20 protein-coding genes and 1 pseudogene are annotated in these 19,178 nt (G+C 58.3%); 6 read left to right on the top strand and 15 right to left on the bottom strand.

Going from position 1 to position 19,178, the window contains the following annotated elements; all coding sequences use genetic code 11:
- Both KVY23_RS25345 and KVY23_RS24165 read left to right on the top strand, forming a co-directional pair.
- A partial coding sequence (locus KVY23_RS25345) for an integrase core domain-containing protein (protein WP_374108765.1) occupies positions 1–445 on the top strand: 445 nt, incomplete at its 5' end.
- Between the two features lie 85 nt (positions 446–530).
- Complete coding sequence (locus tag KVY23_RS24165; protein ID WP_075840833.1) at positions 531–920, top strand: DedA family protein; 390 nt, start codon at positions 531–533, stop codon at positions 918–920.
- A gap of 155 nt (positions 921–1,075) precedes the next feature.
- Here the strand turns inward: KVY23_RS24165 and KVY23_RS24160 are convergent, their stop codons facing one another.
- From KVY23_RS24160 to KVY23_RS24140, 5 genes are all read right to left on the bottom strand, one after another.
- A complete protein-coding gene (locus KVY23_RS24160; RefSeq protein WP_230558471.1) occupies positions 1,076–1,990 on the bottom strand; it encodes an alpha/beta fold hydrolase in 915 nt (304 codons plus the stop codon).
- A complete protein-coding gene (locus KVY23_RS24155; RefSeq protein WP_206510285.1) occupies positions 1,980–3,050 on the bottom strand; it encodes a ferredoxin--NADP reductase in 1,071 nt (356 codons plus the stop codon). The genes KVY23_RS24160 and KVY23_RS24155 overlap by 11 nt, the downstream gene beginning before the upstream one ends.
- The gene (locus KVY23_RS24150) at positions 3,047–3,916 is read right to left on the bottom strand and encodes an SDR family oxidoreductase (RefSeq protein WP_075840834.1); all 870 of its coding nucleotides are present in this window, start codon (positions 3,914–3,916) and stop codon (positions 3,047–3,049) included. The genes KVY23_RS24155 and KVY23_RS24150 overlap by 4 nt, the downstream gene beginning before the upstream one ends.
- Before the next feature lie 46 nt (positions 3,917–3,962).
- Positions 3,963–5,483, bottom strand: coding sequence for an NAD(P)/FAD-dependent oxidoreductase (locus tag KVY23_RS24145; RefSeq protein WP_075840835.1), 1,521 nt, complete (start codon positions 5,481–5,483; stop codon positions 3,963–3,965).
- A gap of 179 nt (positions 5,484–5,662) precedes the next feature.
- Positions 5,663–6,631, bottom strand: a complete 969-nt coding sequence (locus KVY23_RS24140) for a diiron oxygenase (protein WP_206510283.1) — start codon at positions 6,629–6,631, stop codon at positions 5,663–5,665.
- 129 nt (positions 6,632–6,760) lie between these two features.
- On the opposite strand from KVY23_RS24140, the gene KVY23_RS24135 reads away from it, so the two are divergent.
- Together KVY23_RS24135 and KVY23_RS24130 are read left to right on the top strand one after the other, a co-directional pair.
- A complete protein-coding gene (locus KVY23_RS24135; RefSeq protein WP_075840836.1) occupies positions 6,761–7,075 on the top strand; it encodes a DUF4873 domain-containing protein in 315 nt (104 codons plus the stop codon).
- Positions 7,076–7,332: 257 nt separating this feature from the next.
- Positions 7,333–7,668 carry a PaaI family thioesterase gene (locus KVY23_RS24130; protein ID WP_307786633.1) on the top strand — a complete coding sequence of 112 codons (336 nt, stop codon included), beginning with the start codon at positions 7,333–7,335 and terminating at the stop codon, positions 7,666–7,668.
- Positions 7,669–7,746: 78 nt separating this feature from the next.
- On the opposite strand, the pseudogene KVY23_RS24125 reads toward KVY23_RS24130, so the two are convergent.
- A pseudogene (locus KVY23_RS24125) lies at positions 7,747–8,009 on the bottom strand (IS1380 family transposase); the annotation flags it as partial.
- 333 nt (positions 8,010–8,342) lie between these two features.
- On the opposite strand from KVY23_RS24125, the gene KVY23_RS24120 reads away from it, so the two are divergent.
- Positions 8,343–9,110, top strand: coding sequence for a TetR/AcrR family transcriptional regulator (locus tag KVY23_RS24120; protein ID WP_269419447.1), 768 nt, complete (start codon positions 8,343–8,345; stop codon positions 9,108–9,110).
- A 710-nt stretch (positions 9,111–9,820) separates the two neighbouring features.
- Here the strand turns inward: KVY23_RS24120 and KVY23_RS24115 are convergent.
- The 9 genes from KVY23_RS24115 to KVY23_RS24070 form a co-directional block, all read right to left on the bottom strand.
- Entirely contained in the window at positions 9,821–10,558 is a 738-nt protein-coding gene (locus tag KVY23_RS24115) for a hypothetical protein (protein WP_230558469.1), read from the bottom strand.
- 70 nt (positions 10,559–10,628) lie between these two features.
- Positions 10,629–11,585 (bottom strand): MlaD family protein, encoded by a 957-nt coding sequence (locus KVY23_RS24110; protein WP_206510282.1) that lies wholly within the window; start codon positions 11,583–11,585, stop codon positions 10,629–10,631.
- A complete protein-coding gene (locus KVY23_RS24105) occupies positions 11,582–12,520 on the bottom strand; it encodes an MlaD family protein (RefSeq protein ID WP_230558468.1) in 939 nt (312 codons plus the stop codon). The genes KVY23_RS24110 and KVY23_RS24105 overlap by 4 nt, the downstream gene beginning before the upstream one ends.
- 101 nt (positions 12,521–12,621) lie before the next feature.
- Positions 12,622–13,701 (bottom strand): MCE family protein, encoded by a 1,080-nt coding sequence (locus tag KVY23_RS24100; RefSeq protein WP_075840843.1) that lies wholly within the window; start codon positions 13,699–13,701, stop codon positions 12,622–12,624.
- Complete coding sequence (locus KVY23_RS24090; protein WP_230558467.1) at positions 13,695–14,693, bottom strand: MlaD family protein; 999 nt, start codon at positions 14,691–14,693, stop codon at positions 13,695–13,697. Before KVY23_RS24090 ends, KVY23_RS24100 begins: the two co-directional genes overlap by 7 nt.
- Positions 14,690–15,646, bottom strand: a complete 957-nt coding sequence (locus KVY23_RS24085; RefSeq protein ID WP_230558472.1) for an MlaD family protein — start codon at positions 15,644–15,646, stop codon at positions 14,690–14,692. The genes KVY23_RS24090 and KVY23_RS24085 overlap by 4 nt, the downstream gene beginning before the upstream one ends.
- Before the next feature lie 47 nt (positions 15,647–15,693).
- The gene (locus KVY23_RS24080) at positions 15,694–16,743 is read right to left on the bottom strand and encodes a mammalian cell entry protein (protein ID WP_075840839.1); all 1,050 of its coding nucleotides are present in this window, start codon (positions 16,741–16,743) and stop codon (positions 15,694–15,696) included.
- Between the two features lie 12 nt (positions 16,744–16,755).
- Positions 16,756–17,619 (bottom strand): ABC transporter permease, encoded by an 864-nt coding sequence (locus KVY23_RS24075; RefSeq protein ID WP_075840845.1) that lies wholly within the window; start codon positions 17,617–17,619, stop codon positions 16,756–16,758.
- Between the two features lie 32 nt (positions 17,620–17,651).
- Positions 17,652–18,389 carry an ABC transporter permease gene (locus tag KVY23_RS24070; RefSeq protein WP_075840846.1) on the bottom strand — a complete coding sequence of 246 codons (738 nt, stop codon included), beginning with the start codon at positions 18,387–18,389 and terminating at the stop codon, positions 17,652–17,654.
- A 420-nt stretch (positions 18,390–18,809) separates the two neighbouring features.
- Here KVY23_RS24070 and KVY23_RS24065 point away from each other — a divergent pair, with 420 nt between their 5' ends.
- On the top strand, positions 18,810–19,004 hold the full coding sequence (locus KVY23_RS24065; RefSeq protein WP_139318311.1) for a hypothetical protein: 195 nt from the start codon (positions 18,810–18,812) through the stop codon (positions 19,002–19,004).
- Positions 19,005–19,178 lie beyond the last annotated feature (174 nt).

Raw genomic sequence — 19,178 nt, 5'->3', positions numbered from 1 at the left:
AGGTGGCCGTCCTGGCGAGCGCATCACCGCTCGCCCGGTCAATGCTGCGGCCCAATCCGGCACTCGTCCCATCAAAACCCCTTTTCCCCTTGGGGTGTTGCGTCGACCGCTTGAACCTGGTCAGTACACCTCGATCGCGTTCGCGGAAACGCTTGTGCTCGAGGGCATTGCGGCATCGATCGGAAGCGTCGGGGATGCCTACGACAATGCATTGGCAGAGAGCACAATTGGACTATTCAAGACCGAAGCGGTCTCCAAGCGGAGCCCGTTCCTGAGCGGCCCGATGAAGACGATCGACGACGTCGAATTCGCCACGATGGGGTGGGTCGACTGGTTCAACCAACGCCGACTCCACAGCACCCTCGACTACCTCACGCCAGACGAATTCGAGGAGGTCTACTACAGTCAAGAATCGGCACTCCACCCGGAGATGTTGCAAGCGTAGGAGCGGCAAGAAACCCGGGACGGTTCAGACATCTGCACTGACCGGAGGGGTTCTGGACCCGAGCATCCTCGTCGCCACATCCGGGTTGATCGGCCTCCTCGTCGCGATTTTCATCGAGACGGATCTGCTCGTCGGATTCTTCCTCCCCGGTGACTCCCTCCTCTTCACCGCCGAAGTTCTGGTCGCCCAGACCGATCCCTTCGTTCCACTGTGGGTGATCCTGCTGTCCGTACCGATCGCGGCCGCGCTCGGTGATCAATGCGGATATCTGATCGGGCGCGCCGCCGGCCCGGCAGTCTTCGATCGCCCCGACGCGAAACGCCTCGGCCCCGCCCAACTCGCCCGGGCACAGGTGTTCTTCGACAAATACGGCGCTCGTACCGTCGTTCTCGCCCGGTTCGTACCAGCTCATCCGCACGCTCGCTCCCGTCATGGCGGGGGACGCAGGGATGAAGTACCGAACGTCCTCGTCTAACAACCTCGCACCGTGCGCGCTTACGGGTATGACTTGTTGGCATTCTGCCGCTTGCTCGACGCCGAGGAGACCGATCTCGACGATGTATCAGTGGAGACCGTTCTGAAATTCACAACCCTGTATCGGGGACCGAGGGCGGGATCTCACCAGCACAGTTAATCCCTGGTCGCGGTGTCCAACCGGGTAAGCGCTGCGTTGAATGCGTCCGGCTCCTCCATGTTGATCATGTGTCCGATCAACGGCAGAGTCACCATCTCGTGCAATCTGCCATGTTGCCGCAGCCGCTCTGCCAGTTCTAGAGAATGAACTTCAGGTGTCAACTTGTCGGCAGTGCCGACAAGCACTGTCGTCGGCACTGCTAATAGGTCAATCCCTGCGCTCACGTCGATGGTGGCTAGGACCTTGCCCCACCCCCCCCTTACAGTCGGCGGGCACCGCAACACGATGTCGGAACACTCGGCGACCACATCGACCGGAGCGAGGGGACCCATCGTGCCGTACTTCACAAGTCGCCGGGTGAGTCGCGTGTTGGCCATCTCCGGCCCCGCCAACGCAAGACTCAAGGCGAACACGCGCTTGAGTGAGGCGGAGAATCGCCGTGGCGACCTGATCAGGATTGACTTGCTGACCACTTCGGATGGACCCGTGCTGGCCAAAACGGCGGCGCGGGAAAGGGCGGCCACCGAGTCGGGGTGTCCCGCCGCCCAGCCCATGATGGACATACCGCCCATACTGTGCCCGACGACCATCGCCTTGCGAGGTAAGGTGACAACGGCGCGCAGAACCGCCTCCAAATCGTCGGCGAGGACCGAGGACGACAACGGCGCTTGCCCCCGATCGCTCCAACCATGCCCACGCTGGTCGTACACCACCACACGGTGGGTCTTGGCGAAGTAGTCGATTTGTGGCCGCCAGAATCGGCCTTGGCATGCCCACCCGTGGCTGAACACCAGCAGAGGCGCGTCATCGTCGAGTCCGAACTCTTCGACGAACAGCCTCGTCCCGTCGCCGGAGAGTACCTCCCTGGTTCGTCGAGAAACATCGACCCCTGCTGCTGTGTCAGAGATCATCGAAACTCATGGTCACGGCGTCGGTGCGCGGTAGCGCTTGGCAGGAAAGGCGTTCGCCGTCCTCGATATCTTCATCGACCAGGATGTTGTTCCGTACCATGTCGACCTCGCCTTCGATCAGCTTGCACACACAGGCACTGCACGCTCCCTCGCGGCACGAGTACGGAGCGTTGTATCCCTGCGACAACAGCACATCGAGCAGCGGCGTGTTACGCGGCCACTGCGTGGTTATGCACTCGCCGTTTAGGTAGACCGTCGCCGTAGCCACTCCCTCAGCGTCGCTGAGTCGCCGCAGTGTGGCGTTGTCGAACGGGTCACCTGAGAGAGACTGGAACACCTCTCGATGCACAACCGAATGAGCCACTCCACACGCGGTGGCAGACCTTTCCACCAGGTCCATGAAGAGGGCGGGGCCGCAGGTAAAGATCTCCGACCCCTTGTGGCCACGGATGCGCTTCTCTACAGCTTCGGACGTTGGGATCCCCTTCTCGGACTCGAGCCAGTCGACCAACGTGAACCGCTCGGGGAACTCGGAGCTGATCTGCTGGAGCTGCCGCGCGTACATGATCGAATCGGCGTCACGGTTCGCGTAGAACAGCACGACTTCCCCTCCGCCCGATACCAGTGCCGACTTTACCAGCGACAGGACCGGCGTGATGCCACTGCCGCCGGCGAAGAACAGCATGTCGACGTCCAGGTTCTTCGCGGTGAACTGCCCCGATGGGGGGAGTGCAGTGACCTGCATACCAACGGAAATGTTGTCACACAACCAATTCGACGCGTACCCACCGTCCGTACGCTTGACCCCGATCTCGAGACGGAAATCATCGACGTGAGGAGAACTGCTCAGCGAATAGCATCGTGCGACATGACCGGTCTGGTCGGACGGGATCTTGAGAGTGATGAATTGCCCGGGTTGGTGTTTGAAATCGTCGACGATCTCGTCCGGCACCTCGAAGGAGATCGTGATGGAGTCCTTGGTCTCTTGCACGACCTCCGACACTGTGAGAGTCCGCGCGCGCGAGGTGGTCTTGGGGCGCGCCTCCTGCTCGACGCTCATTTGAGGATTCCCCGCTTGTGCGCCCACGCGTAGCCCATACGCGTCACCGGCGCAGCCGCGTCCTGGTAGCGCGGACCTATAACGCGTGCGATGAAGTCGAATCCCCGTGCGTCTGCGCCGATCAAGACGCGGGGCTTTTTCTTGTCCACGCCCTTGAGGATCGTGGACGCTGCCTTGTCGGGGGTCGTTCGTGCGATCTTGTCGAACACCGAGGCGATAGTGCTCGTATCCGCTCCCATGGCGGATACGCCCCTGGCGTGGTTGACGATGTTGGTCTTCACGCCACCGGGGTGAACGCACGTCACGGTGACCGGGTACCGGCTGATCTTCATCTCCTGGCGAAGTGCTTCGGTGAAACCACGGACACCGAACTTCGATGCGTTGTACGCGCTTTGGCTGGGGATACCGACCAGCCCGAAGACGCTGGAGGTGTTAATCAGATTGCCATCACCCGAGGAAATCAGGTGCGGAAGGAATGCTTTCGACCCGTTGACGACACCACCGAAGTTGATACCCATTAACCAATCGAAATCTTCCCAGGACATATCAATGACGTCGGCACCGAGTGCGACGCCCGCATTGTTGAACACCATGTTGATCTGCCGGAAGGAGGACTGGATGCCATCCGCGTAGTCCTGGACCGCCGAGCGATCCGCAACGTCTAGCACGGAGGTCTCAACCGTCGCCCCATGCACCGTACGGCAGATGTCGGCCGTTTCCTTGAGGTGCATCTCGTCGATGTCGGACAATGCAAGGCTGGCACCGCGTCCTGCCAGCTGGAGGGCAAGTGATCTGCCGATCCCGGAGGCGGCCCCGGTGACGACCGCGACTTTCGTCGCGTAGTCGCGCGATATCGCACTACTCACTGTTGTGTACTCGCTTCGCTTCGTCGATGTGTTCAGTAGGGGTCTGTCAGGCGATTTCATAGTCAGCGGGCTCGAAGTCCTTGGTGGCGCGCCAGTACTGCCATGTAAACCCTGGCCAAACCGTGCGGTTGACACCGTGCGAGTCGAGGTACCAACTGGTGCATCCACCCTTGGTCCATACGCCCTTGGCGAGTTTTTGCTGAATGTCTTTGTTGAAATGTTCTTGAATCTCGGGCCGCACGTCGATGCGCTGCGCACCGCGACTCGCCACAGCGTCAATGGCCTTCATGATGTACTTGATCTGTTGTTCGATCATGAACACGACCGAATTGTGTCCCAGTCCGGTGTTGGGTCCGAGGAGGAAAAACAGGTTGGGGAAGCCCTCGGTTGCGATGCCGAGATGGGTGTTGATGCCCGTCTGGTGCCAGTGCGTCGGCAGGTCATCGCCCCGCGCGCCCTTGAGCTTGAGCTGATCGAACCCGTCGGTGACATGGAATCCGGTGGCATAAATGATCACGTCCGCGGGATGTGATACGCCTTCGGACGTGACGATCGAGTCTGCGGTGACCTTGTCGATCCGGTCGGTGACCACCGTCGTGTTGGTCGCGGCGAGTGTGGGATAATAGTCGTTCGACCCCAGGATTCGCTTGCAACCGATGCGGTAGGACGGCACAAGCTTCTTGCGGAGCGCTGGATCGCTGATGGAACGCTCAATGTTCCATTTCGCAACCTTCTCGATTGGACGCATCAGATTGGAATGGCCGTTGAGACCCACAGCCAGGCTCTCGGCGCCCCAATACGCGGACCACCGCGCAAGGCGTCGAGTAACCGGGACCTTACTGAGCAGCGTGCGGACAGCGTGAGGTACCGCGAAATTTTTGCGTGGCAGCACCCAGGCCGGGGTCCGCTGGAACACCGTGAGCGTGTCGGCTTCCTTCTGCACGAAGGGCAAGAACTGGATCGCGCTGGCACCGGTGCCGATGACCGCCACCCGCTTTCCCGCGAGGTTCACAGAGTGGTCCCACTCCGCGGAGTGGAACGCCTGGCCAGCGAAGTTCTCGATCCCTGGGATGTCTGGAAAATTCGGGATGTGCAGGGCACCTACGCCGGACACGAGATACTGCGCGATGTACTCGCGACCTGACTCGGTAAAAAGATGCCACCGCGATTCCGACTCGCTCCAGTAACCCGAGACAAGCTTTTGTCCGAAATGGATCTTTTGCGTGACGCCTCGCTTGTCGGAGATGTCCTTCAAGTACTGCTCTATCTCGGGCTGCGGCGACCAAACCTTCGACCAGCTACCGCGGCTCTCGAACGAGTAGGAATACATTAGGGACGGGACGTCGCATGCGCAGCCCGGATAGGTGTTGTCGCGCCACGTGCCGCCCACGGAGTCGGCTTTCTCCAAGACTATGAAATCGCTGTTACCTCTGCGGCGAAGCTGTACGGCCATGCCAAGTCCGGAGAAGCCGCTGCCAACAATTAGGATCTTCGTGGTAATCGGCGCGGCGGTACCCGGTCCCGACGACGTGGCGGTGCGTGGAGAGCGCTTGGTGGAAGACGTCATTGTGTATCGATACTCCTGATGATGGTTGCTGAGGCGCGGTCAATTCGCCCCGTTCCGTTGGGTCGTCGATATCGACGCGCTACGGCTGAGGTGCAAGCAGACGAATCTGCCCGGAGCCCCGTGGGACGACGCGAGCGCGCGGAATTGGTCGGTGGGGGCCGCGCGATGCGACCGACCCGTCACCGAAGATCGTCGGGAAGGCTACGCGTGGCGCGCCACATCGCCATCGTGAACTTGCCTTCCATCATCCCGGCCTCATGGAAGAAGCGGATCATCGGCTCGGACATGAACTGCAGGTTGGTGCCGTAGTTCGGGCTGGTTTGCTGCGCCCAAATGCCACGCACCCGGTTGATGCCGACAGCGGGGTACACCCTCGGGTTAATCAGCAAAGGGTACGCAAGGTTGGCGATGACCGCGAGCGTGCCGCGATGCCACGCTCGGGAGATGCGGCCACGACGCTGCATTCCCTCGACCATCTCCAAGCGAGCAAAAGTGATGTGGCGCGCTTCCTCAAGCACATGGATCTTCATGAGCTGCCGCAGGTGAGGCTGCATTTCAGGATCATTCATACCCTCACGCTGCGCCCGGTCGAGAATTTCTTCGATCAGAAGGGTCGCGCCGGACACGGACGGGCCAAGGGGGACAAAGTGCAGGATCTTGGCGAAACTGAGCATACCCTTGGGCAATTTGTATGGCGCGACGCCCGTTTTGTTGATCAGACGGGCGAACATCGTCGAGTGGCGTGACTCATCGCCAATCTCCGTAAGGGCGAAGAGGGACCGCTGATCGGTGAGTGCTCCTTTTGCCGCCATCCGCAGGAGGGCAGAACTCAGAAGGTTCTCGGCGTATATGCCGAAACTGAGGATGCTTACGATCTCATGCCGACCAAGTTCGAATTTCTGTTCATCGCTCATCTTGTCCCACAACTTCGAGCCGTAAAGCGACACGCGGTGTTCAGGCAAGAAGCGCTTACCGTCCTCCCATGGGGAATCCCAATCGATATCGATATCGGCGTCGTAAAACTTCTCGGCCGACGAACGCAACAACCGACCGGCCGATCGTTGCATGTCTACCGGCTTGCGCCCGTTGACGCGCGAGAGTCCCTCGGTCGAGATGTCGGACTTGGTTTCGACATCCTGAATCGTCATCCAAAAACCTCCGTGTAGTCGGGCCGGGCTTGAGTTTCGAATGGAGCCTGTTACTCCAGGTACCCGATACTGCTAGTATTATCAGCGACCGACCAATTGTCAACGATTGATGAAGAAAGTTGGGTACCAGTGTCCGATCAGCACGATCTCGACTACTCTGGCCAGGCCACCCTGGTGTGCCGAGGCAGAGAGATTCCTGTCGAGGTGACAATCAAGGGCTATTTTCAGCCCCTCAACGGCCTGTACACCTGGTACGGCCGAATCAGCAAGAATGACGAACTCGCAGCGCTACTGGAGGGCAAGCGGACGATGGCGGTCTTTACGACGCCCGAAGGACGCGCCGAATGCGTTGTGGGTGACGTCGATTTCTGGGGTCGCTACCGCGTGTACGGCAAGAGTCGACCTCCATATCACGTCCCCACCACCCTTGAGGAAGTGGAGTGATGGCCGATAGCGAAACATCACAGCTACAGATCAATCGGCCCGGTAGGAGCGTCGTGACAGATCAGTCGAGCTCGATTGCAGGTGTTTCAGACTCGTCCCCCGTTCACGCCGACCCGGTGTTGGCGGGTTGGACGGCAGGTATGACTGCAAGTCTGCCCGAAGGTACGAAGTTGCCACCGCACTCGGTTCGTTGCCTGGGGTGTGGTCCGGACAATCCGCACGGACATCATCTTGATGTACACCGCGATGGCGAACGCGTGATCGCTGTGCATACCTTCGACGAACGTCACGTAGGAGCACCCGGTATCGCACACGGTGGCGCTGTCGCCACCGTGTTCGACGACCTGTTCGGCTTCCTCCTCTTCATCGTCGGCGAGCTGGCCGTCACCCGGTCGTTGCAGGTCGATTACCTTGCACCCGTGCGGCTCGACACTCCGTACTCGGTCACCGCGAACCTCGACCGACGTGAAGGCCGTCGGCTGTACGTCACCGCGCAGCTGCACGCGCAGGGTGGGCGCGACATCGCCACGGCGACAGCCGTGTTCGTGACGGTTCCAGTCGAGCACTTCACGCGGGCATCCGAGCCGCACTGATCGCGGTGGCAAGCAGCGCCCCGATCTGCGACGACACTCCCCTGATCCTGGTCCACAACACACCGGGATCAGACGCCGTACGGCACGCCTCACGCCGTGCCGCAGCATCGCCATGTCGGCGATGGAATCCGCTCCGACGACCAATCCTGGACCAGGGATCGATCTTTCGGCCGGCGTTGGCACCGGCGTCGGTCGGTGGTGACATCAGGTGCTGATCAGCGAGGGTGAGCAGGCCCGACCTTTGCGCCAGTGCCATGACCGGGACCAATCCCGGCGACGGACATGAGGTTGGGGTCGTCGAAGCGTGCGACGGCGACAGGTCGGGTGTGAGATAGTTGCATCTGCGAGATGCACTTCGTGTGTGATTAAAATTCGCTCTATGAGAGAAGTCTAATTCTTCACCACGACAGGGAATTTCGTGTGTACAACTCGCGCTGAGTTCTCACCTGATCGGTGCATCCAGGGTTTTATATTGCGTTGGTGGAGAGGACAATTGGTCTATGCAAGACCGAAGCCGTCCGTGACCCCCGTTCAAGCATTGACCGCTTGACCAGCGTCGGCGATGTCGGCCGCTCACCGCGACTGGGGTGCACTGGTATGTTGCCAGTCGTCTCAATGCACCGACTCGTCCGTTGACCGCTACTCTATCAGATCTGCGTGATACTCTTCGGACTGTGGAGTTATCATCAGTCTTCGGGTCCGTTCCGCAGTCGATTCAGCGGCGGGTCGCGGACGCCAGAACTACGCGTTGGGATTCGCACCGGGTGGAGGCACGGGCTAGGATTGTAGACGCAGCAATTCGAGCCATCGAGCGTCACGGTGTCGCTGCGAGCATGGAAGATATCGCGACTGAAGCTAACGCCTCGAAGCCGAAACTGTACCGACATTTTAAAGATCGGGCAGACTTGCATGGCGCAATCGCTCACAAATTCGGTTCGTTGATCTGGGCTTCTGCCGAGCGGACAGTACTGCAAGCGAAAACGTCAACGCCCATCATTGTCTTTTTGCGCGAAGCGATAGAAGAGTACGTCGTTTTAGTCGACAAATACCCGTCAGTTTTTACTTTTTTGATTCAGAACCAGTTGTTTCAGTTCTCTGGGTCCGGTAGAGGTGGTGCGGCAGAAGAATTGCGAACCATTTCTATGATCATAGCGGAGCAATTCGAGCGACGCTTAGAGGACCTTAAGATGGATACCTCGACGGTTCAGCTGGCCGTAAGCTCGATCTTGGGTTCTGGACTTTCGGCCACGGGGTGGTGGCTTGAACAAGGCCGCGAGGAGGGTGTCGCCCGAGCAGTCATTGTGGATCACTTAGTCGAGACAACATGGGCAATAATTGCCGGTTCGGCTGAGCTTGTGGGGGTATCGATCGATCGGCGGCGCGTTTTCGATGATCCCGACTTCATGATTCGTTGCGTTGATCTATCCGATTACCGAAGGTGACCCTCAGGCGCAGTTCGACCGGACCGCCCGCACGGGCGGGTATGGCGGCGGCGTGGGATTGAACTCCTTGCGCAAGAGAAACAGATCAGACCGCTTGGGTGGCTGGAATCGGGTCCGCAAACCGTTGACGATCGCTAAAATTGGAGTGCTCTCCTTGCCTGTAGGGATGCTTGGCCCCGTACCGAGCGTCACGGGTTTGGGCCGCAGAGACCTTCTGTCTGGGTCGCCGACAGTGACCCTGGCGTCGAATCCCAAATCGGCTTTGGCTATCTGGGGATGCTCACCGATGTAGCCAGACTATTTGGACCAACGGTTCCTCGGATGGCGGCCGCGAGTTCTCCGACACCGACTGGCGTAGCACCGAGTGTGGTCTGCGGTGAGGTTCACGGTTGTCGGCGTTGTCGTGCTGTAACCGGACTGAACACCATTCCCGACGCAATCACCGCGATGGAACCGTTCCGCGTCGTCGCCCTCGCCGGCCTGGAGAACTCGCCCAGCTCGGGAAGGACGCTGCACCGTAGGCGGGCGGACATCCTCGCCTACTTCACGCACCGAGCGCCGAACGGGCGACCGAAGCCATGAATGGAAGGCTCGAAGCGCTGCGCCGAACGCCCTCGGCTTCCGAAACCTCACCCACTACAGAATCCGATCACTGCTGCACTGCGGCAACCATACCCGAGCGCTCGATGAAACTAAAACCGGAAGCCGCTTCATTCGGCAGGTCCATAGTCCTCTACAACCCATGTATCGCCCGACTTCGTCACCGCTACTTTCAGAAGCGTTGGGAGATCGCTGGCCTGAGGATTCTGGACGTTTTGGGTTCTCTGGTTGGCGAACACTAAGACCGTATAGTTTTCAGCATCTACCCGGGTGACACTTGTCCCTAGCACACGACCGCTCGCCGACACTTGCGCTTGCTGCATGATTTGGGTAAGTGTTGGCTTCACCTCGTCGTACCGCTTCACCAAGGCTGGTGAGGCGTTCTCCTGGACTGATTGGAAGAATTTGTCAATTGACTGGTGATCATAGGTGAGCGACTTTTGAGCGTACTCCGAGGCGACCTCAGCGGCGTGGCCTCTCGCTGCCAACTCGTTTTCGGCACTCGTTTTCGCGTTGTTGATATCAGCGTAAAGGTAGGCAAAGGCACCAGCGACCATGGCTAAGGCCACGGTGAGTGCCGGGAGAGCCCGGCGTTTGACACGGTGACCCACCGAACGGTCCCCGCGGGGGCGATAGGCCCGTCTGAGTACATTCTCGCGGAGGCCACCTTTGCCCCTGCCCGCGTGAGCGGCAACATCGGACCTATTGGTCTCTTTTGCTGTCGCTTTCGCGGGAGTCTCAGGAGGGGTGGAACCCGACGGCAATTCAGGCTGTTCGCCGGCACCGATCGTCGATGCTTGCTCTCCAAGCTCGTCATAATCGTTCTCCGGAGTCGGATTTTGCTTCATGTGGTGGACCCTTACGTTACTACTCGGTACATGTCGATGGCGTTGCAATTTGCGGGGCTCAACATCCGCTTCAGTTCTCGGGTATTACCTCGAGGGGTAGGACCGCACGACCGGGGGCATGCTGCGGGAATGCTCGAGATAGTAGATCGCTGATCGAGGCGAAATCGATATAAGTATCGGAAATGCGCGCCGTTGATGGCTTGACTGCGCGCGTGATGGTGACGATCTCGGGCTGGAGTACCTGAATGTACCCACTGAGCTTCTCCACGAGCGTTAAGATTGGAGGCCACTTGTCATATGAACCGGTAGTGAAATTTATGAAGGCACGCTGGATTCTAGCCAGCCCATCCACGGCCGCAGGCGTCCTCACGGAGGCTGTACTTAGCACATCACCTGCATCGGCAGTAGACATCAGGCCGAGTATGAACTCTGCATTGTCAGCCGCAACCCGCAACGAGCCGTCGCGGGAGACGAACTCAGCCATTCGGAGAGACATGTCGCCGATCAATTGCAGATCAGCGTCGCGGCCGTTCACCGCTTCCGCGATGGTCGTGTTCAACTGGTCGATGGAGTCCGAGTCGAGCGCGTCGGCAACCTGAGCGAGCTTGGGAAGCACCTCGGGGATAGAGGTAGAGACATGGACTAGATCCTCGGGAATGACATCTCCGTTACGATACAAATCACCATCGTCGCTCTCCGGAACGAAATTGACGTACTGTTCACCAGCGATAGAAAGGTTCTGAATGTTTAACCGGCTATTCCGAGGAATTCCCTTGTCCGAATTGATCGACATGCGAATCTCTAATTTTCGAGCCGAGACGCCGATATGAGTGACTCGACCAACCGGAACTCCCCGTACCAAAACCGGTGATGTGTCCAATAATCCACCCGAAGCCGGAACGGAGACCATCAGGGTGTACTGAGAGTCCCAGGGCTTTACTTTTGCTATTCCAACCATGAGATATGCCCCACCTACGAGCAGGACCGCGATCAGAGCAACTACCGAGAGCGCAGATTTTCGGATCATGGCAACATTCCAATCGACCTCAGAACCATTATCACCGAGTCTGCACTACCGTATGCCATTTCGCGCCCATCAACGGAGAACTCCGACACGTTCATGCTCGGGGCACTCGCCAATGGGATAAGCTTGTCGCGCAACAGGTTTGTCGCGCTTCGGACCACTCTTTGTGAGGTGATGTCGGATGTTGATATCGACCGAATCACCGGCGTAATAGCTCCGATGCTTTGGGTCAGTCGCTCATACTCAGGATTGACGATGCGTCCGGTGCTCACTGAAAAACTCCTTAGATTCGCGATCAGCAAGGCAACTTCGACTAACGAGGTACCGAGCCCGGAGAAGTTGCGCCCACCCTTGTCGAGCATTCGGTCGATCCCGTTAGGGTCGTTCAGCACAGTCCGCAAGGTACGGTTCGTAGATTCTAGGATGCGGTCAAGCTGGCCCGTGTTGCGAGAGACGTCCGACAGGGTGCGCAGTGTGGTGTCGTAGAGTTCTCCGAACTCACGTTCATCCTGCGGAAAAGTTGCATTCAAAGTGCTGATGGCAGTGTGAATTTTATCCAACTCACCGCCCCCCAGAATGTTGGCCATTCCGCGCATCACATCCTCGACATTGGCAGCCGGCTCAGTTCTGCTCAACGGTATCACCGCCCCAGGCGCTAGCGCGTCGCCCGCCGCGGGGGTGGTCGTGATCGGCGGCAAGATTGCTACGTAGATTTCGCCTAGGAGGGTGTCTTGCCGCAGTTCGGCGCGCGACTGCGCAGACACGACAGCCGTATCATCTATGGCAGTCTGCACGACGGCCCGGCCGGCGTCGTACTGCACGTTGGTTACTGTGCCAACCCGCGCGCCCGCCGACAGGACCTTCGCTTGAGCAGGCAGGTTCAGAGCGCTCGTGAACTCGATGTCGACGCGATAGCTGTCATCCCCCAGCCTGGGCAACGTGGGGGGATTATCGGCGTCGATTCCGCATGAGCTGAGGAAGATAATCAGTGTGAGGAGTAGGCACGGACATCCCAGTCGTACCCAATGTCTCGACAACATCAGCGAACACCCCCCAGCAAGCCGCTGATTTGTGAAGCAGAAAGCAAAGCACCCGCATTGGGACCTGCATTACCGGAACAGACGTTCTGCGCTGTCGGGGCCCCACACTGATCGACGAGACTCTGCAACGGAATTGATCGCGAGAAGACTTTGACAATGGATTTCGCGTCGGGATACTCACCGATCAAATTTGCCATCCGGACGGCGAACGTTGCGACAACATCCGGTCTGTTCGCGGCATCCGCGACAAGGGGCACAGCTGTGTCGCCGATCTCAAAGATCGGGGGGCCTAAGTCGGACGCAAATCGTGACAGGATCGGTACGAAAATATCTGCGTATTCGACCGCTCCGCCGAATTCCTCCCCGAAGGCAATAATCACCTCGATCGCGTTGACGAAATTCGCGAGTAGCGCGGACACTTCTGCGCTGTTTTTTACAGGAACCTCGGTCAACGTCGCCAAGTTTTCGACTATTCGCCTGATTTGCCCGTCTCGCCGTGCGGGATCATCAATCAAGGATGCGGAATTCCTCAGAATGCTCGACACGCTGGTCTCCGTGCCCTGCATGTTCTGCGAAATCAGCTTGAGTGACTGAACGACTGCGTCTGTATTGGCGCCGTCATCCTTCAGTAGGTCATCGGATAGTTGATCGATTGAATCGAGTGTTTGGCTGATTCCCAACGGGGTTCTAGTCTTGGCGATCGGTATACAACTAGAACTGTCGTACTTTGCGCCGCCGCTATATGGCTCGGTGAACTCGACTTGCCGCTCGGTCACGATCGATGTTGACACGAGAGTGGCACCGACCTCAGCTGGCAGAACTAGGTTTTGGTCAACCTCCATGTCGACGCGTACGCTCTGAGGCGTCTCGTGGACGGCAACGACTTGGCCAACTTTTTTGCCTAGCATCGCAACGACGTTGCCCTCGTACAATCCTGATGTGTCTGTGAATTCCGCACACAGCGCTCGCGTACTGGTGCCGAACGGCGTGCTTCTTAGGATTAGCCCGGTCGCCACAGCGACGAGGACGAGGACGACCGCAGCCACTAGGCTCCATTTGCGGACTGGCCGTTTCAACATATCGCTCCCGGAGTTGGGATACACACCTGTATCATCTCACCGGTTTCCTGCGCGCTCTCGGTAGGCACGCCGAGTACGGTCTCGAGGCGTCGGGTGATCTCGTCGACCTGGTTCAGCGCATTGTAATAGTCTGGAAGTCGACCCTCGACTTTCGCCAGAAGCTCCTTGAACTCCTGTACAGAGGGCTCTATCCCTGCTTGATAGGCAACTAGCGGCCTGGTCAGCAAGGCAAATAATCTTTTAAGGTAATTGAACCCACTTTGAACGTTTTGAATATCAGGGCCGAGCGTGCTGGCGAGGAAGCTTAGCTGGCTCAGGAAGTCGGCGAGATCCTCTTTGCGGTCCGCCAGGGTCAGAAGGTATTCGTCGGAAAGTTCTACGGCCTGATCGAGCTGCTGATATTGCCCCTGCAGCAGGTCCATCAGTTGACTGGTGTTCCTCAACGCATCGGGGATGTAGGTGTTTCCGTCGGAGAACCCGTCTTGCAAGAGTTCAGCGGTCTTACGCAAGTCGACGCCACTGACATCTCGGAACACCGGTGTGGTCGTTTCCAAGGTGCTTGAAATGTCATATGCCGTTGTGGTGCGTACCAGTGGGATCGGATCAACTAGTTTCGTCTCGCCCATTCCAGGGTCGACGTCGAGCACACGGCCACCAATAGGGGTCGTGAGTTTGACGGATGTCGATGCCTCGGCGGTAACACGGACTCCGTTCTCGACTCTAAATTGCACGGTGATGTGCGTGCCGGTCAGTTGCACCGAACTCACTTTTCCTACGCGTGTGCCGGCGACACGCACTTGATCGCCAGGTTCCAGCCCTCCGGTGTTTCGCATCAATGCTGTGTATGTCGTTTGGTTCAGGGGGAATGCATACACCGCCACCGAGATGAGAAGACCAGTGGCCAAAACCAATGTGAAAGATACGGCGACTATCAGGTCGCGCCGCCGCCCGGGCTGGCGGCGCGGATGGGCCAATCTCGTGAGGCGCATCATTGGCACACCACCAGCCGCTGGCCGAGTAGTACCACTTCTGCCGTTGGGGGAAGTGGGCGCGCACCCGCCGAACATGCACTGCCCGATGCCCCAACGTCGCGCGTCGCTACCGAAACTGCGTCCAATAGCGGCTTGAGAAGAACGGCACCGTCGAGCACCTCCTCCCACCCGCCGTCACGTAGGAGCCGTTGGAAAATATCGTCGTAGCTGTTGTCATAAGTTCTGTCGAGTTGCTCGCCGAGAAGCACTGCCGGTGCCAGTGATACGTTTACTTCGCGAAGCGACTCCCGCAGCCGATCGCTTACCTTGCTGAAGGCGTCGACGATCGAGCCCAGCTTGTCGATCAGCTCAACCAATTCAGTCGAGCGTCCTCGAAGCTGCTCAGAGAGCGCGCCGAGGCTACTCACAATGTTGGTGATGATCGCAGAGCGTTGCTCACCATACTCCGTAAGATTGGCTATCTGCTCCACGACGGGTGCAATTCCGGCACCGTCACCCTGAGCGACGCGCAACAGATTGCTCTGGAGAGTGTTAATCTCCCTTGCGTTCAAGGTATCAAACACCGGTTTGAAGCCGTTGAAGAGGGTCGACACATCGAACGAGGGAATTGTATTTGACACAGGGATATCCTCTACTGACATTAAGGTTGATTCTGTTCCGTGTTCGGGCACGATAAGCTCGACGTATCGCTGGCCCAGAAGATTCTGGTACCTGATGGCGGCTTGCGTTCGCTCCGTGACCCATACGCCACCATTGAGTTGAAAGGAAACTTCGGCGAACGAACCAACGAGTTCGACCGCGGTCACGTAGCCGACCCTCACGCCCGCGAGTCGCACGCCATCTCGCTCCTTCAACCCTGACGCGTCGGTGAACACCGCGGTGTGTGAACTACTGGAACGATCCGAGCTAGGCTCAAGGATAGCCACAAGGACATACGAAAACGCAGCGATCACAGCAGCGAATACCACGATCTTAAACAGTGCGGGTCTAATTGATTTCACTAGCGAACTCCTGAGAGAGGTACCGCCACGGCTAGTGCCTGCTGAAAGACGGGAGAAGTCCGGATTATCGCCGCGACTTGCAATTGCACCCTGTCGTCGATGCGCGGAGTCGCCCTGTCGATTCGTTCGAGCAGTTCGGGAAGGGTGTCGATCGTGAGCGCTAGCCCCGAGGCCGAACGCGCCACCGGCGTCGCGAGATCAAGACCAACATCCAGCAACGAGTTCAGGGCTGGATAATTTTTGCTCAACAAGCCACCCAAACCACCAAACAGGACCTCCCCCGTATCAGTGAGGTTCCCTATCGAGCGGTCGACGTTGCTCGGCGTTCCGAAGAAGTCAGCGATATCGGCATTGACCACGAGGCCAGGTACAAACGGTTCGAGAAAGTCCGCAGCGCCCGACGAAAGATCCGCAGCGATTTTCAGGTCCTCACTCGCCGGCCGCTGCTGAACATCCCGCGTCAGCCGAGCCAACTCGAACATGACCCTCCCGGAATCAGCGACCGTTTGCGACTGGTCGACGACGAACTTGACTACAGCGTTGAACGCTGGGGTGTCCAGCGCCCCGACCAACTTGGCGATTTTTCTGACCAACGTGGACACCGACGTTTGATTCGATTGCTCCTTGCTGACGTATACGCTGCCATTTTTGGGGATACCTACGCCTCGACCGGCGTCTACAATTTCGAGCACTATGGGGCCGAGGCCGTTTGACGAGGTGTAGTTCACAGCTAAGTCGTCTCGCAGATCGAGTTTCGCGCCGACGGTGTTCGGGAAATCCAACTTGACGCTCGCTCCGTACTGTTTGTTGTCGATTGTGTCGACCGCACCCACGGTCGTTCCGAGATACTTGACCTCGGAACCGGCGCGTAACCCATCGCCGATCTCTTCGGCCTCAATTGTCACATTCCACTGTTCTTCGTATTTGCCGGCAGCGTTTCCGGCAATGAAATACGCGATCACCGCGGCAATTAGGACGACCACTGACCCTCTCGCAAGTTGGTTGGTAGCCGACGGCGCGCGACCCGTAAGATCTTTATACATTGTCATTCTGACGTACTCCTACCCTGAGATTCTAACGCCGGAATCGAATCCCCACATCAGTAGCGTCAGAATCATGTCCTCCACCACAATAATAATGAGGCTCGCCCGGATCGCCCGGCCGGATGCACGGCCAACTCCCTCCGCTCCGCCCGTCGCATAATATCCCTGATAACTGTGCACAATGACGACCGATACCACGAAGACGACCACTTTAATAATCGAAAACAGAATGTCCTGAGGCACCAAGAACTGGCTAAAATAAAAATCGTACGTCCCCGTCGATTGACCGTGAACATATATGACGACAGCCTCGGCTGCCGCATACGCGAGGAGGAGAGTCATGATATACAGCGGAATGATGATGGTGACGGCAGCCAGAACGCGGGTACTGACCACAAACGGAATCGGTCGAACCGCCATTGACTCTAGGGCATCGATCTCTTCAGCAATGCGCATCGACCCTATTTCCGCAGTTAGGCGGCAGCCAGCCTGAGCGGCAAAGCCGATGCCAGCGATCATTGGCGCTAGCTCGCGCGTGTTGGCGTACGAAGAAAGGAATCCGGTGAGCGACCCCATCCCCACGAGATCTAGCGATGCGTAGCCCTGAATGCCAATCGAGGCACCGACCGCGAGACCTAGAATGACCAGGACGATCGCGGTTCCGCCACCGACAACAACAGCACCCCTCCCCCAGGCAAACTCTTCAACGTAAAGCATCGTCTGGCGTCGGTAAATAGACAGTGCATACCGCATACCCGCAGCGGTCTGCAACGCAAACGTGGTGACGTGACCGACCTGCTGCAAAAACTGCACAGGAGTATTCAGCGCGGCAGACAACGGACGGGTAAAGGAACTACGGTGAGTTGAAACCACTGTCTTCATAGGGTCTGTTTCTACCTTCACAGGGTCCGCCGCTATCCGATCGTTATCGGAGCGAACATCGTCGTCAGTTGCGTAATAACGAGATTAATGATGAAGCAAGTGATTACCCCCAGAACAACCGTCGCATTTACAGAGGTCGCCACGCCTTGGGGCCCGCCTTTGGTCGAGAGTCCCCGGTGACACGCGATCGCGACGACGACCAATCCGAAAATCAGCGACTTTACAATTGCAAGAATCAACTCTGTGACACTGGTGAACGACGCAAACGACGCCACATAGCTGCCTGGCGTGATGTCCTGAACGCTGACGCTGAGGGCGTACCCGGCGACCAGCCCGGTAACAATGATCAGCAAGCACAGCATCGGAGCTGTGATGAGCACCGAAACGAAGCGTGGTGCAACCATTCTGCGAATCGGATTTATTCCCATTGTCCGGAGAGCATCGATCTCCTCGCGGATCGTCCGGGCACCCAAGTCCGCCGCAATGGCTGAACCCGCAGCTCCGCCGAGAAGTAAAGCGGTGACTATCGGCGCTCCCTGCTGAATTATACCGAGACCTCCTGCGGCCCCCGCTATGGAAGTGGCACCTACTTGTTGAGTCAGACTGCCAACCTGAACCGACACGATGACACCGAACGGTACTGCCACAAGGATGGCTGGTAACGTCGTCACGCTGATAACGAACCATGTCTGAATGACGATCTCGCGGATCGGAAGTCGACCCGTAAAAAAATCCTGGACGGTCCACCGGATCGCGGACGCAGCGAGCACCGTGGTGCTGCCGACGGTAGCAAAACTGTCAGCAACGCGCGTTAAAGCCGAGGGTGCAGCGTTCACAGGTCCCTTAATAAGGTTGATCTCATCCGGTCGTTACAGAAGGTATCAGGTACTTGAGGTTTCAGGGCCAGTACTGCGGAATCGCTCTTCTTGCGCTGCGATAGCGGGCACTCTATCGGGCGCGGGCACCTGACAGGTCCCCGCGATAGACGATATGGAGGTCTTGGCTAAGGCGCGATACGGCCCCCGCACATGCATCGCTCCAGAATGCGCGACGTACACATGCCGTGGGTACCGGACTGACTATCGATCACGGCAGCTCGATACGCAGTGAAAGTTCCTTCCTTGCCAGAATGCACCACACCGACGACTCGATCGGGAGACGCCGTTTTGACGCAACAGTCAGTCGAACGAATGACTGTTGCGGGAACCGACGCACCTGCGTGCGCGTCCAACCAGACATGGACGACGACGAACGCGCAGCCATCCGAGCAGAAGGCCACGACCCCGACCATCCGACTGTCCTTCATGCCCTGGGCCAGGCCAAACGCAGCCTGCACCTGGACCTTCACCGCAAACGACCTCGACGGCCGCCACCTGCTTCACTGAACGGGCTCACCAGCGTATTCGACAGTCGAACTTTTGTACTGCTTATCTGCTTAAGCCCGAATGCACCGATCAACTGATGGCGTCGCTGTGAGTTTGGTTGTGCGGCTTCGAGTGGAGTGCGGGCGTGGGTGATCGTCCGACCTCTCGTGCCGGGTTGTTCCACTGGGTCTTTCG

It is taken from the genome of Rhodococcus sp. I2R (assembly GCF_020889545.1).
Taxonomy (GTDB): domain Bacteria; phylum Actinomycetota; class Actinomycetes; order Mycobacteriales; family Mycobacteriaceae; genus Rhodococcoides.
This window is presented reverse-complemented; position numbering and strand designations above follow the sequence as displayed.